At 72.1% G+C, this 11,706-nt stretch carries 11 protein-coding genes; 5 read left to right on the top strand and 6 right to left on the bottom strand.

Going from position 1 to position 11,706, the window contains the following annotated elements:
• Positions 1 to 114: 114 nt before the first annotated feature.
• Together OG858_RS15855 and OG858_RS15850 are read right to left on the bottom strand one after the other, a co-directional pair.
• Complete coding sequence (locus tag OG858_RS15855) at positions 115 to 951, bottom strand: hypothetical protein (RefSeq protein WP_086747918.1); 837 nt, start codon at positions 949 to 951, stop codon at positions 115 to 117.
• Between the two features lie 199 nt (positions 952 to 1,150).
• A complete protein-coding gene (locus OG858_RS15850) occupies positions 1,151 to 1,687 on the bottom strand; it encodes an HNH endonuclease (protein WP_037703166.1) in 537 nt (178 codons plus the stop codon).
• 315 nt (positions 1,688 to 2,002) lie between these two features.
• On the opposite strand from OG858_RS15850, the gene OG858_RS15845 reads away from it, so the two are divergent.
• Complete coding sequence (locus tag OG858_RS15845; RefSeq protein ID WP_319263994.1) at positions 2,003 to 3,106, top strand: mechanosensitive ion channel family protein; 1,104 nt, start codon at positions 2,003 to 2,005, stop codon at positions 3,104 to 3,106.
• Between the two features lie 133 nt (positions 3,107 to 3,239).
• On the opposite strand, the gene OG858_RS15840 is transcribed toward OG858_RS15845, so the two are convergent.
• From OG858_RS15840 to OG858_RS15830, 3 genes are read right to left on the bottom strand one after another with little or no spacing between them, the layout of a single operon-like run.
• A complete protein-coding gene (locus OG858_RS15840) occupies positions 3,240 to 4,601 on the bottom strand; it encodes an ABC transporter permease family protein (RefSeq protein WP_319263996.1) in 1,362 nt (453 codons plus the stop codon).
• Positions 4,598 to 5,311 (bottom strand): ABC transporter ATP-binding protein, encoded by a 714-nt coding sequence (locus OG858_RS15835; RefSeq protein WP_086754007.1) that lies wholly within the window; start codon positions 5,309 to 5,311, stop codon positions 4,598 to 4,600. Before OG858_RS15835 ends, OG858_RS15840 begins: the two co-directional genes overlap by 4 nt.
• Entirely contained in the window at positions 5,308 to 5,841 is a 534-nt protein-coding gene (locus tag OG858_RS15830; RefSeq protein WP_086754009.1) for a PadR family transcriptional regulator, read from the bottom strand. Before OG858_RS15830 ends, OG858_RS15835 begins: the two co-directional genes overlap by 4 nt.
• Positions 5,842 to 6,088: 247 nt before the next feature.
• Here OG858_RS15830 and OG858_RS15825 point away from each other — a divergent pair, with 247 nt between their 5' ends.
• The 3 genes from OG858_RS15825 (at position 6,089) to OG858_RS15815 (ending at position 9,132) form a co-directional block, all read left to right on the top strand.
• Complete coding sequence (locus OG858_RS15825) at positions 6,089 to 6,325, top strand: hypothetical protein (protein ID WP_086754011.1); 237 nt, start codon at positions 6,089 to 6,091, stop codon at positions 6,323 to 6,325.
• Positions 6,326 to 8,518 (top strand): 4-alpha-glucanotransferase, encoded by a 2,193-nt coding sequence (malQ, locus tag OG858_RS15820; protein WP_327724057.1) that lies wholly within the window; start codon positions 6,326 to 6,328, stop codon positions 8,516 to 8,518.
• Positions 8,519 to 8,880: 362 nt separating this feature from the next.
• Positions 8,881 to 9,132 carry a hypothetical protein gene (locus OG858_RS15815; RefSeq protein WP_319064841.1) on the top strand — a complete coding sequence of 84 codons (252 nt, stop codon included), beginning with the start codon at positions 8,881 to 8,883 and terminating at the stop codon, positions 9,130 to 9,132.
• Between the two features lie 115 nt (positions 9,133 to 9,247).
• On the opposite strand, the gene OG858_RS15810 is transcribed toward OG858_RS15815, so the two are convergent.
• Positions 9,248 to 9,868, bottom strand: a complete 621-nt coding sequence (locus OG858_RS15810; RefSeq protein WP_319064840.1) for a TetR/AcrR family transcriptional regulator — start codon at positions 9,866 to 9,868, stop codon at positions 9,248 to 9,250.
• Positions 9,869 to 9,977: 109 nt separating this feature from the next.
• On the opposite strand from OG858_RS15810, the gene OG858_RS15805 reads away from it, so the two are divergent.
• Entirely contained in the window at positions 9,978 to 11,579 is a 1,602-nt protein-coding gene (locus tag OG858_RS15805; RefSeq protein ID WP_328544776.1) for an FAD-dependent monooxygenase, read from the top strand.
• Positions 11,580 to 11,706 lie beyond the last annotated feature (127 nt).

Here is an 11,706-nt window from a genome sequence, read left to right as displayed (position 1 = left end):
CGATAGGACTAGACCAGATGGGCGTCAATATCCGGCCAACAAAAAAGCCCCCGGGCAACGGAGTCGTTACCCGGGGGCGGTGTCCCGCAACGCGGGACGAGGTGTTACCTCATGTCACTTCACGTCGACGAAGTCCGCCGCGGACGTCTTCGCCGCGGTGGTGGACGTACCGGCGAACTTGTAGCGGTACGAGCCGTCCTTCGACGCCTTCACGGTGGTGGACAGGGCGCCGGCCGTGCCGGAGGTCACCGTCTTCACGTCCGTGTAGGCGGTGGCGCCCTTGGCCTTGAACTGGAGCGTCACCTTCTGGCCCTTGTAGCCCGCGTAGCGGGAGGCGTCCCAGTCGGCGCGGGTGAGCGTGCCCTTGACGGTCAGGGTCTTGCCCTTGACGACCGGCTCCGGGGTGGCGTTGACGGTGGCCTTGGCGAGCCGCTGGAGCTTGGCGGTGCCGAGGTTGCCCCAGATGTCGCTCCCGAGGTGGAAGCTGATGTGGTCGTCGGAGTCGTCCTCGTCGATGGCCTGCTCGCTGTAGAAGGCGGCCGCCTTCCAGGTGGTGGCGTCCGCGCCCTCGAAGAGGCTGTCCCGGGGATCGATGGTGAGCTTCGTCGCGCAGGACTCGGTCACCGTGGTGTCGGTCGTCGCGGTCGGCGTGCACACGGGCTTCTTGGGGGAGCCCTCGATGGCGTTGTCGGGTTCCGCGAGCCTGCCGCGGTAGAGGGCGATGCCCAGGAAGTTGTTCTTGTAGTCGACCTTGAAAGCGGTCGGCCGGGTGACGCTGTAGGTGACCGGAACGGTCACCGCGGCCTTGGTGCCGACCACGATCGGCTTGCCGCTGTTGACCGTGATGGCGCCGAAGGTCAGGTCCGGCGAGTCGGCCAGCGCGGCGGGCGCGGCCAGGCCGGTGAGAGCCAGGGCGCCGGACACGGCGGCACCTATGGCGAGCTTGCGCATGAGTCCCCACATTCGAGGCGGGCCCCTGGGCGTTGCGCTCCAGAACAAGGGCCGCCTGTGGAGGTGACACTAGGCGATCACTTGTGTGAGGGGTAGGCGGGGTACCTGTGAAGACGGTAAAGAAGCCGCAGGTCAAACGGATGTTGGCGTTCCGGGTGCCCCGCGGGGAGGGGCACCCGGCATGCAAAAACCCGGACCGTCAGGCGGAGATGCCGTCGATCCGGGCCATCGCGTCGTCCGCGCCGAACGGCTGCAGGTAGGGCAGCCAGCGCGGGTCCCTATGGCCGGTGCCGATGATGCGCCAGGCCAGACCCGTGGGCGGAGCGGGTTTGTGACGGAGCCGCCAGCCGATCTCGACGAGATGGCGGTCGGCCTTGACGTGATTGCAGCGGCGGCACGACGCGACGACGTTGTCCCAGACGTGTTTGCCCCCGCGACTGCGCGGGATGACGTGGTCGACGCTGGTTGCGACGCCACCGCAGTACATGCACCGGCCCCCGTCGCGGGCGAACAGCGCCCGACGGGTCAGAGGAACGGGCCCCCGATAGGGAACCCGGACGAATCGCTTGAGCCGGACCACGCTGGGTGCGGGGACTGTGACGGTCGCGCTGTGCAGGTAGGCGCCGGATTCTTCCAGGGAGACCGCCTTGTTCTCCAGGACGAGGACGAGCGCGCGGCGGAGCGGTACGACACCGAGCGGCTCGTACGACGCGTTGAGGACCAGGACGTGCGGCACGGATGCCTCCTTGTACGCCGGCGGCGCGTGGCTCGCGCCGTGGACGATCCGTAGTCAGTCTCCCCTCATGCCTGGTGGAAGCGCCACCATGTCCCGGTAACGGGCTGGGAGTGTTTTCGACCACACCTTGATTCATCCCCCGCCGCGTGCTCCCTTCACTCCCTGGTGAGCGCCCTGTCTCCCTCGAACATGGCGACGACCTCCACACAATGCCCCGTTAGTGTGGTGGGCCTGCCCGTCCGGTGACCCATCCGTGACCCGACGGATCTTGACCGCCGCACCGGAGGGCAGATAACGCACCTGGAGGTACCCGCCGTGTCGTCCGTTTCTTCCCTGCCCCTCCTACCGGCCGCCGCCTCGCCGTCGCCGTCCCCCTCGGAGACGTCGACGACCCCCGCGGTGCCGTCGCTGGAGGACGCCCAGGAGAGCGCGACCAACGCCGCCAGCTGGGTGGAGGAGAACTGGTCCACATGGCTGGCCATAGGTCTCCGCGTCCTGCTGATCGTGGTGATAGCGGCGGTGCTGAGAGTGTTCGTCCGGCGGGCGATCACCAAGCTCATAGACCGGATGAACCGCTCCGTCCCGGGCGTCGAGGGCGGCACCCTGGGCGGTCTGCTGGTCAACGTCGAGCGCCGCCGCCAGCGCTCCCAGGCCATCGGCTCGGTACTGCGCTCGGTGGCGTCCTTCCTCATCCTGGGCACCGCCGCCCTGATGGTCCTCGCCACCTTCGAGATCAACCTCGCCCCGCTGCTGGCCTCCGCCGGTGTCGCGGGCGTCGCCATCGGTTTCGGCGCCCGGAACCTGGTCACGGACTTCCTCTCCGGCGTCTTCATGATCCTTGAGGACCAGTACGGCGTCGGCGACACCGTCGACGCGGGCGTCGCCTCCGGCGAGGTCATCGAGGTCGGCCTGCGCGTCACCAAGCTGCGCGGCGACAACGGCGAGATCTGGTACGTCCGCAACGGCGAGGTCAAGCGCATCGGCAACCTCTCCCAGGGCTGGGCCACGGCAGGCGTCGACGTCACCGTCCGTTACGACGAGGACCTCGACAAGGTCCGCCGCACCCTCCTGGAGGTCGGCGAGGCGATGAGCAAGGAGGACCCCTGGAACGAGCTCCTCTGGGGCCCGATCGAGGTCCTCGGCCTCGACGACGTGCTCCTGGATTCGATGCTCGTCCGCGTCTCCGCCAAGACCATGCCCGGCAAGGCCCTCACCGTCGAGCGCGAACTGCGCTGGCGCATCAAGAAGGCCTTCGACGCCGCCGACATCCCCATCGTCGGCGGCGGCCCGGCCCTCGCGGCCGACAATCCGGACGCCGACCCGACGGCCGGCGTGGCGGCCCCGTCGGCCTACGCGTCCACCACGTCACCGCAGTCGGAGCGGGCGACGCCGATCGCGCCTTCGGGGGTGCCGAAGTAGCGCCAGGCGCGTTCGCGGTTGGGCAGAGCGGTGGGGGCGCCCGGATTTCTCCGGGCGCCCCCACCGCTCTGCCCACACCTGCCGGCGGCCCAGGAACACCCCCGTGTCTCCTGGGCCGCCGGGTCTTGGGGGCCTAGGCGTACCGCAGCTCGGCAGGCCGGACCGTGCGGCGCAGCAGCGGCAGCGAGGTGGCCGCCGCCAGCAGACAGGCGCCGTACACCGCGAGGGGGACGAGCAGGGCACCGAACGGCAGAACCGCCGTGCCCTGCAGGGCCATGACGTAGGCGAAGGCGATCGCGGAGCCCCCGGCCCCGGCCACCAGCACCGAGGGCGCCAGCGGCAGGGCGGTCTCCAGGAGCAGGGCACGGCTCAGCACCTCGTACGGCACCCCGGCGGCCACCTGCACGGAGAGGCCCCGACGGCGCGTGGCGAGCGACTCGGCGGTACCGACGGCCAGCCCGAAGAAGGTGATGGCGAAACCGACCATGATCGCGACCGCGGTCAGGTGCACCCCGGTGACGTAGAAGGACGCCTGCTCGGACATGTGCTTGCTGCTGTTCACGTCCGCGAGCAACGCCTGCCGTACGCCGACGAACCCGCTGCCCACGACGGTCCCCACGAGGACGGCCGCGTGGGTGCGGGCCGAGGCCCACGGATCGTCGCGCAACCGCTCGGCGGCGATCAGCACTGCCGGATTCCCGGCCCGCGGGGCGAGCAGTCGGCCCGTGAGCTTCGAGACCTTGCCCGAAAGCCATACCGCGCCCGCGCCCACCGCGAGCAGCAGGCCGGGGATCGTCACCGGAGGGTGGCTGAACGAATTGTTGGGCATGTCGCGGTTGGTGTTGGCGACGAAGAGCAGTGCCCCGAGCACCACCAGCGCCACCGCGCCCAGGAACACCCACCCGGGCCCACGGCCCGTGCTCGGCCGCACCCGGCGCACCCAGCCCAGCGGAGTGGCCACCACCCGGCGCAGCGCCAGCACACTCGCGACCGAGCCCAGCGCAGGCACTCCCAACGCCACCAGGGCGATGCCGACCCAGGCCAGGGCGGGCGGGCTGGACCACACGCCCAGCAGAAGCAGCACGAAGAAGACCGTGACGACCAGGGAGCCGACCAGACAGGCCACTCCCGTCTCCAGTGCCGCGATCCGGCGCACCTGGGCCACCGACGCCCCGGCCAGCCGCAGCCCGGCCAGCCGCCGGTCACGGTGCACGGCACCGACACGGGTGCACTGACCGAGGAGCCCGAGGACCGGGACCAGCAGGAACAGCAGGCTGACGATCACCCCGGAGCGCGAGTTGGGGCTGTCCAGCAGCCCGCTGCCGAACTGCACGCTGTACTGGCCCTCCAGCGAGGCCAGTGCGGCCGCCGCCATGCCGAAGGCGGTGGCCAGGGCCGCCCCGAGTGCGGTCAGCGTCACCCGCCACCACTCCCGCCGGTCGGAGCCCCGGGTCAGCAGGGCGGCCAGCCGGAGATCGTTCGCCAGCGCACTCATCGGGACACCTCCAGCGCGGCGTCGGCCTCGGACACCACGACCCCGTCCCTCAGCGTTACCTCGCGGTCCGCGTACGCCGCGGTCTGCGCGTCGTGCGTGATCAGCAGCACCGCCGTACCGGACTCCCGGGCTGCGTGCGTCAGCGCCGCCATCACCTGCTCGCTCGCCAGCGAGTCCAGTGCCCCGGTCGGCTCGTCCGCGAACACCACCTTCGGCGCGGTCACCAGAGCCCTCGCCAGCGACACCCGCTGCGCCTGGCCGCCGCTCATCTCACCGGGCCGCTGCTCCTCCTGCCCGCGCACGCCGAACCGCTCCAGCCACTCACCGGCCCGCTCCCGGGCCTCCGAGCGGGCCGTGCCGGCCAGCAGCAGCGGCAGCGCGACATTGTCGACGGCCGTCAGCTCCGGTATCAGCTGCCCGAACTGGAAGACGACCCCGAAGTCCGTCCGGCGCAGCTCGCTCAGTTCCTTCTCGGGAAGCTGGTCGAGCCGCTTCCCGGCGTACGCCACCGAGCCCTCGTCGGGGCGGACGATGCCCGCGAGACAGTGCAGCAACGTGGACTTACCACTGCCGCTGGCCCCGGTGACGGCAAGGATCTCGCCCTCGCGCAGCTCCATCGAGGCGCCGCGCAGCGCCCGCGTCCTGCCGTGTTCCCTGACGAGGCCACGGGCCGCGAGCAGCGGCATGGGGCTGGGGTTCTTCTCGTTCATGCTGCGTCGACCTCCGCGGTCAGGGTGGTCAGCCGGGCCGCGGTGGTGTTCATCCAGCGGAGATCGGCGTCGAGATGGTTGAGGGCGTAGTCCGCCGCGAGCACGGTCGCGAGATCGGCCCCCGGCGCGGTCTTCACGGCGGTCAGCTCCCGCATGCGTGCCATGTGCGCGGTGCGCTGCGCCCGTAGGTAGGCGGCCGGGTCGCCGTCGGCGAGGATCGAGACGACGAGCTTGGCGAAGATCTCGTTCGTGACGAACGGCGCGGGCGGCGTGATCTCCCCGGCCCACTCGGCCAGTTCGCGCGCCCCCTCGTCCGTGGAGCGGTACAGCGTCCGCTCCGGGCCGCTGTCCGCCGCGGTGCCGTCGATCTCCGCGAGCCCGTCGCGGACCAGCCGCTGCAGGGTCGTGTAGACCTGCCCGTAGGCCAGCGGGCGGGCCTGCGGGAAGCGTTCGTCGTGCCGTCGCTTGAGGTCGTAGCCATGGCTCGGCCCACCGGCGAGCAGGCCCAACAGGATGTGACGGGTGCTCATGGAGATCAGTATGCACTGAGTACATGTACTGAGTGAATAGTGATCGGGAAGAGGGAAGAGGGAAGAGGGAAGAGGGGAATGGGGGAACGGTCCGGCCACGGCCGGCGCCGGGGATTCGGGAACCCCTCCGTACAAGTGAGCAAAACCACGATGTCCGGCCACCCACGTCTGCGGCGGCGTCCGCTGGGTAGGGCTGGAGTACCCCGGACCCGCACCCCATCGCCGTACGACGACAAGGAGGCCCCACATGGCCGCACCGGCTCACCTTCCGACCCCGGCCCGTTCCAAACGCACGGCGGAGCCCTACGAGCTCCACGAACCCCACGTCTGTGTCTTCAGCGCCGAGGGCCCCTGTGCCGACGTCCCGCTCACCAGCGAGCCTCCGCTCCCCGACGCCGAACCACTCACCAGCGAGCCGCCCCTCACGGACGCGGCCCCCCTCACCAGTGAACCCACGTCCAACGGCGCCGCATCGGGGGTCTAGATGCAAGAAGACCCAGGGGGTTCGAGCCCAGTGCCCGAGACCCCGCTGGCCCGGCTCGCCGCCCTGCACGGCGTAGCCACCTCCTACAGCCCCTCCCCGGACCGTACGGTCGCGGCCTCGGACGGCGCGGTCGTGGCCGCCCTCGCCGCGCTGGACGTCGACGCGAGCACCCCCGAGGCCGTGACCGCCGCCCTCGCGGCACGCGAACGGCAACTGGGCGAACGGCTGCTGCCGCCGACCGTGGTCCGCTGGGCCGACGGCGGGCACCCCGCCGCGCTGGCCGCGCTCCCGGACGGCACCCGGCTGCGCGTCGAGACCGAGCAGGGCGAACTCCGCACCGGCGTCGACCAGCTGCCCCCAGGCGTACACGCACTGCGCGCCACCGCCCCCGACGGCCGCACCGCCGAGGCCCACCTCGTCGTGGCCCCGGCCCGGCTGCCCGCCCCGCCCGGCCGCACGTACGGCCTCCTCGTCCAGCTCTACTCACTCCTCTCGCAGCGCAGCTGGGGCATGGGTGACCTCGGCGACCTCGCTGAACTCACCGCCTGGGCCGGCCGCGCCCTCGGCGCCGGGTTCGTCCAGGTCAACCCGCTGCACGCGGCCGTCCCCGGCACCCCCACTGACCCCTCCCCCTACCGCCCCTCCTCCCGCCGTTACCCGGACCCCGTCCACCTGCGCGTGGAGGACGTAGCGGAATACCCGTACGCCCTCTCGGCGACCTCCGCCGCCGCCTCCGCCGCCTCCGCCGCCTCCGCCGCCTCCGCCGCCTCCTCCTCGTCCTCCTCGTCCTCCTCGTCCTCCCCCTCGTCCCCCGACGACAGTGACCGCGTCGGCGTGCTGCTCGAACGGGCCGTGCGTCTGCGGGAGTCCGTCCTGTCCAAGGGCGAGCTGATCGACCGGGACGCGGTGTGGGACCTGAAGCGGGAGGCGCTGGAGCTGGTGCGTGCCGTGCCGCTCGGCCCCGGGCGACGGGCCGCGTACTGGGACTTTCTCGCCGAGGAGGGCCAGGCGCTGGAGGACCACGCCACCTGGTGCGCGCTCGCCGAGGTCCACGGCTCCGACTGGCATCGCTGGCCGACAGGCCTGCGCGACCCTCGCTCCGCAGAAACCGCCCGCGCCCGCGGGGAGTTGATGGACCGCGTCGACTTCCACACCCGCCTGGCCTGGCTGACCGACGCCCAGCTCGGCACCGCGCAGCGCTCCGCGCGCGACGCGGGCATGCCCATCGGCCTCGTCCACGACCTGGCCGTCGGCGTCCACCCCGGCGGCGCCGACGCCTGGGCCCAGCAGGAGTACTTCGCGGCCGGCATGTCCGTCGGCGCGCCCCCCGACGCCTTCAACTCCCGCGGCCAGGACTGGGGCCTGCCTCCCTGGCGCCCCGACCGCCTCGCCGAGTCCGGCTACGCCCCCTACCGTCGCCTCCTCCGTGCCCTCCTCCGTCACGCGGGCGCCCTCCGTATCGACCACGTCATGGGCCTGTTCCGCCTCTGGTGGGTCCCGCAGGGCCAGGCCCCGACCGAGGGCACGTACGTCCGCTACGACGCCGATGCCATGCTCGCGATCCTGGTCCTGGAGGCGTCACGGGCCGGTGCCCTGGTGATCGGCGAGGACCTCGGCACGGTCGAGCCGGGCGTCCGTGAGGCCCTCGACGCCCGCGGTGTCCTGGGCACGTCCGTCCTGTGGTTCGAACGTGACTGGGAGGGCACGGGCCGCCCCCTCCCGCCCGAACGCTGGCGCGCGAACTGTCTGGCCACCGCCACCACCCACGACCTCCCGCCCACCGCCTCCCGGCTGACCTGCGACCACGTCGACCTCCGCCACGGCCTGGGCCTGCTCACCCGTTCCCTGGACGAGGAGCGGGCGGAGGCCGCCGCGGACGCGGGCGAATGGCTGGCCCTCCTCGCCAGGCTGGGCCTGCTGGACGGCGCCGGCGGCGGTATCTCCACCACCTCCGAGGAGGACCAGATCCAGGCCCTCCACCGCTTCCTCCTGCGCACCCCTGCCCGCATGATCGGCCTCTGGCTCCCCGACACCCTCGGCGACCGCCGCCCCCAGAACCTCCCCGGCACGTGGGACCAGTACCCGAACTGGCGCCTGCCGATCGCCGACGCGGCGGGGCGTCCGGTGACGCTGGAGGACTTGGCGGCGTCACCTCGGCTGCATGCGCTGGTGGATGTGCTGAGGGGCGCGTGAGAGCCGGGGGTTCGGTCGATCGGCGGGTGCGGGTTCGGTGGGGGCTGGTCGCGCAGTTCCCCGCGCCCCTGAAGAGCAGGGGCTGCGCCCCCTGCTCTTCAGGCCCGCCGCCCCCTGCTCTTCAGGCCCGCCGCCCCCTGCTCTTCAGGCCCGCCGCCCCCTGCTCTTCAGGCCCGCCGGGCCCTGCTCTTCAGGCCCGCCGGGCCCTGGTCTTCAGGCCCGCCGGGCCGTGGTCTTTCAGGGGCGCGGGGAACTGCGCGAGCAACCACCGACGACCCGCACCCGCCAACACACCCCCCGCCCTCGAGCTATTAGGCGCCCCCGGTCGCGCGAAGCTCACCCACGTTCGTTACCTTTAGCGCGTGGACAAGAAGAACGCCCTGCGCGCCGGCGCCCTGGCTGCCGGTACGACGCTGATGATGCTGCTCATGTCGTCCCCCGCGCTCGCGGTGACGCCCGACGACGGCGACGACCCGGGCCCGGGCCTCAGCGTGATCGACACGCTCGGACTCTTCGTCGTGGCGCCGCTCGCGCTGTTCGCGGTGATCGCCGGCCTGGTCTGGGTCCTGGACGGGTCGACGGACCGTCAGCCAAAGGCCAAGGCGAAGGCCTGACCGCCTCCGCTCCGCCTGTCTCGACGCTTTCATCGAGGGCACCCTCCGCACATCCGTGCGCCGGGGGTGCCCTCGTCGCGTTCCGGGGCGGCCATCGCTGTGACGGTGCGTCGGCTCAGGGGTACGGCGTCGGGTACGGCGCCGTGAGATACCGCTGCACCGTAGGTCCCAGCCACTCCACGATCTCCTCGCGGCTCAGCGCGACAGCCGGCTGGAACCGCAGGATGTAACGCGTCAGTGCCATCCCCAGCACCTGTGACGCGCACAGCGCCGCCCGGGTCGCGGCCTGCTCGGGGTCGGGGCACACATGGCGGGCGAGCGGCAGCAACTGGTCCCGGAACACGCCCTGCATCCGCTCGGCGCCCGCCTGATGGGTGGCGCCGACCCGCAGCATCGCGGTGAGCACCTCGTTCCGCTCCCAGAGGTCGAGGAAGTGGCTCACCAGCACCCGGCCCACGTCCCGCGCGTCGAACGCGGCCGGGTCCGGCAGCAGCAGGTCCACGTCGAGCGCCGCGGCGTACAGCCCCTCCTTCGAGCCGTAGTACCGCATGACCATCGACGGATCGATCCGCGCGTCCTGGGCGATCGCCCGGATGGTGGCCCGGTCGTACCCGTCGGCCGCGAACCGCTCGCGCGCGGCCAGGAGGATCGCGTGCCGGGTGGCATCGGAGCGGCGGGCGGTCTTCGCGGGTACTGCCGGGGCGGGGGAGGGAGGCGTGGGTTCCGTATCGGTCATGCCAACAAACGTAGGCCAACGCGTGTTGACAGTCCAGCGATGCATCTCTACTTTGACAACAGGCGTTGGCCAACAACCGTTGGCCAACACGTGTTGGCAGGAGGCCGCCATGAACGGCAAGCACGGCACACACGGCAACACCAGGGACGACCGCGGCGTCGTCGTCGTGGGCGCGGGCCCCACCGGTCTGCTGCTGGCCGGTGATCTCGCCGCCGCCGGCATCCCGGTCACGCTCGTCGAGAAGCGTCGCCACGGCGTCAGTAACCTCTCCCGCGCCTTCGCCGTGCACGCCCGCACCCTGGAGCAGCTCGACGCCCGAGGCCTCGCCGACGAGCTGGAGGCCAAGGGCCGGATCCTCGACCGCATCGACCTCTTCGGGCGCCTCTCCCTCCGCCTCGACACCCTCCCCTCCCGCTTCAACCACCTGCTGGTGATCCCGCAGTACGAGGTGGAGAGGGTCCTGGAGCGGAGGGCGGTGGAGGCCGGGGTGCGGTTCCGGTACGAGACGGAGGTGACGGCGATCGGGCAGAGCGTGGACGGGCAGGCGGACCCGAACCCGAACCCGAACCCGGGTGTGGGCGTGGACGTGGACGCGAACCCGGACACGGGCTCCGGGGCGGGTACCCGCACGGGCGTGGTCACGGTCGAGGTGCGGACGGCGGACGGGGGGACGGACCGGCTGACCGCCGCGTACGTCGTCGGGTCGGACGGTCACCGCAGCGCGGTCCGCGAGGCGATCGGGCTGCCGTTCCCGGGGAAGTCGGTCATCCGTTCTGTGGTTCTCGCGGACGTACGGCTCGACGAGGAGCCGCCGCAGGTGCTGACCGCGAACGCCGTCGGCGACGCCTTCGCCTTCCTCGCCCCCTTCGGCGACGGCTACTACCGGGTCATCGGCTGGCGGCGGGGCCGCGATGTCCCCGACAGTGAGCCGCTCGACCTCGACGAGGTCAGGGAGATCACGAGGCTCGCGCTCGGCCGCGACTACGGCATGCGTGACGCCCGCTGGATGTCCCGATTCCACAGCGACGAGCGCCAGGCCCCCGCGTACCGGGTGGGCCGGGTCCTCCTCGCCGGTGACGCCGCACATGTCCACACCCCGGCCGGCGGGCAGGGTATGAACACCGGCCTCCAGGACGCCGCCAACCTCGGCTGGAAGCTCGCCGCCGTTCTGCGCGGCCACGCGGACCCCGCCCTCCTCGACACGTACGAGGCCGAACGCCACCCCGTGGGCAGGGCGGTGCTCCGGAGCAGCGGTGGCATCGTCCGCCTCGTCATGGTCAAGTCCCCGTGGGCCCTGGCGTTCCGCGGCGCCCTCACCACCCTCGTCAACCGCCTTCCCCTCGCCCGCACACGCGCGATCGGTCAGATCACCGGCATCGGCTACCGGTACGCGGCACCCCGCGGCGCCCACCGCCTGGTCGGCACCCGGGTCCCGGACGTCCGCCTCGCCAACGGCCGCCTCTACGAGTCGCTGCGCGACGGCCGCTTCGTCCTCATCACCCCACGGACCGCCCCGCCCGCGTGGGACATCGACTCCCCGTCCCGCAAGGGCCGTCTCGCCGTGGAGACCTGGGCGAGCGACCGCCGCACGACCGTCCTCGTCCGCCCCGACGGGTACGTGGCCTGGGCGGCCGACGGCGTGGAGGGCGCGGACGCCACGACGGTCGAGGCGGCGCTGACGGCGTGGCTGGGTGCCGACGCCGCGTCCTAGCGGGCCTCTCGGACGGCCTCTCGGACGGTGTCTCGGACGGCCTCTCGGGCGGTGTCTCGGATGGCGTCTCTGCCTCGGGAGGAGCGCACGGTTTCTCGTACGGTTTCCCGTACGGCTCCTCGGTCCG

The sequence above is a fragment of the Streptomyces europaeiscabiei genome (assembly GCF_036346855.1).
GTDB classification, from domain to species: Bacteria; Actinomycetota; Actinomycetes; order Streptomycetales; family Streptomycetaceae; genus Streptomyces; species Streptomyces europaeiscabiei.
The sequence above is the reverse complement of the archived record's forward strand: the minus strand, read 5'-3'. Positions and strand labels throughout refer to the sequence as shown.

What these genes read in the sequence shown, in the direction of transcription:
- OG858_RS15855 (WP_086747918.1), bottom strand. Translation starts at nt 951, where the DNA reads ATGCGCAAGCTCGCCATAGGTGCCGCCGTGTCCGGCGCCCTGGCTCTC.
- OG858_RS15840 (WP_319263996.1), bottom strand. Translation starts at nt 4,601, where the DNA reads ATGAGTGCGCTGGCGAACGATCTCCGGCTGGCCGCCCTGCTGACCCGG.
- OG858_RS15835 (WP_086754007.1), bottom strand. Translation starts at nt 5,311, where the DNA reads ATGAACGAGAAGAACCCCAGCCCCATGCCGCTGCTCGCGGCCCGTGGC.
- OG858_RS15830 (WP_086754009.1), bottom strand. Translation starts at nt 5,841, where the DNA reads ATGAGCACCCGTCACATCCTGTTGGGCCTGCTCGCCGGTGGGCCGAGC.
- OG858_RS15825 (WP_086754011.1), top strand. Translation starts at nt 6,089, where the DNA reads ATGGCCGCACCGGCTCACCTTCCGACCCCGGCCCGTTCCAAACGCACG.
- malQ (WP_327724057.1), top strand. Translation starts at nt 6,326, where the DNA reads ATGCAAGAAGACCCAGGGGGTTCGAGCCCAGTGCCCGAGACCCCGCTG.
- OG858_RS15810 (WP_319064840.1), bottom strand. Translation starts at nt 9,868, where the DNA reads ATGACCGATACGGAACCCACGCCTCCCTCCCCCGCCCCGGCAGTACCC.
- OG858_RS15805 (WP_328544776.1), top strand. Translation starts at nt 9,978, where the DNA reads ATGAACGGCAAGCACGGCACACACGGCAACACCAGGGACGACCGCGGC.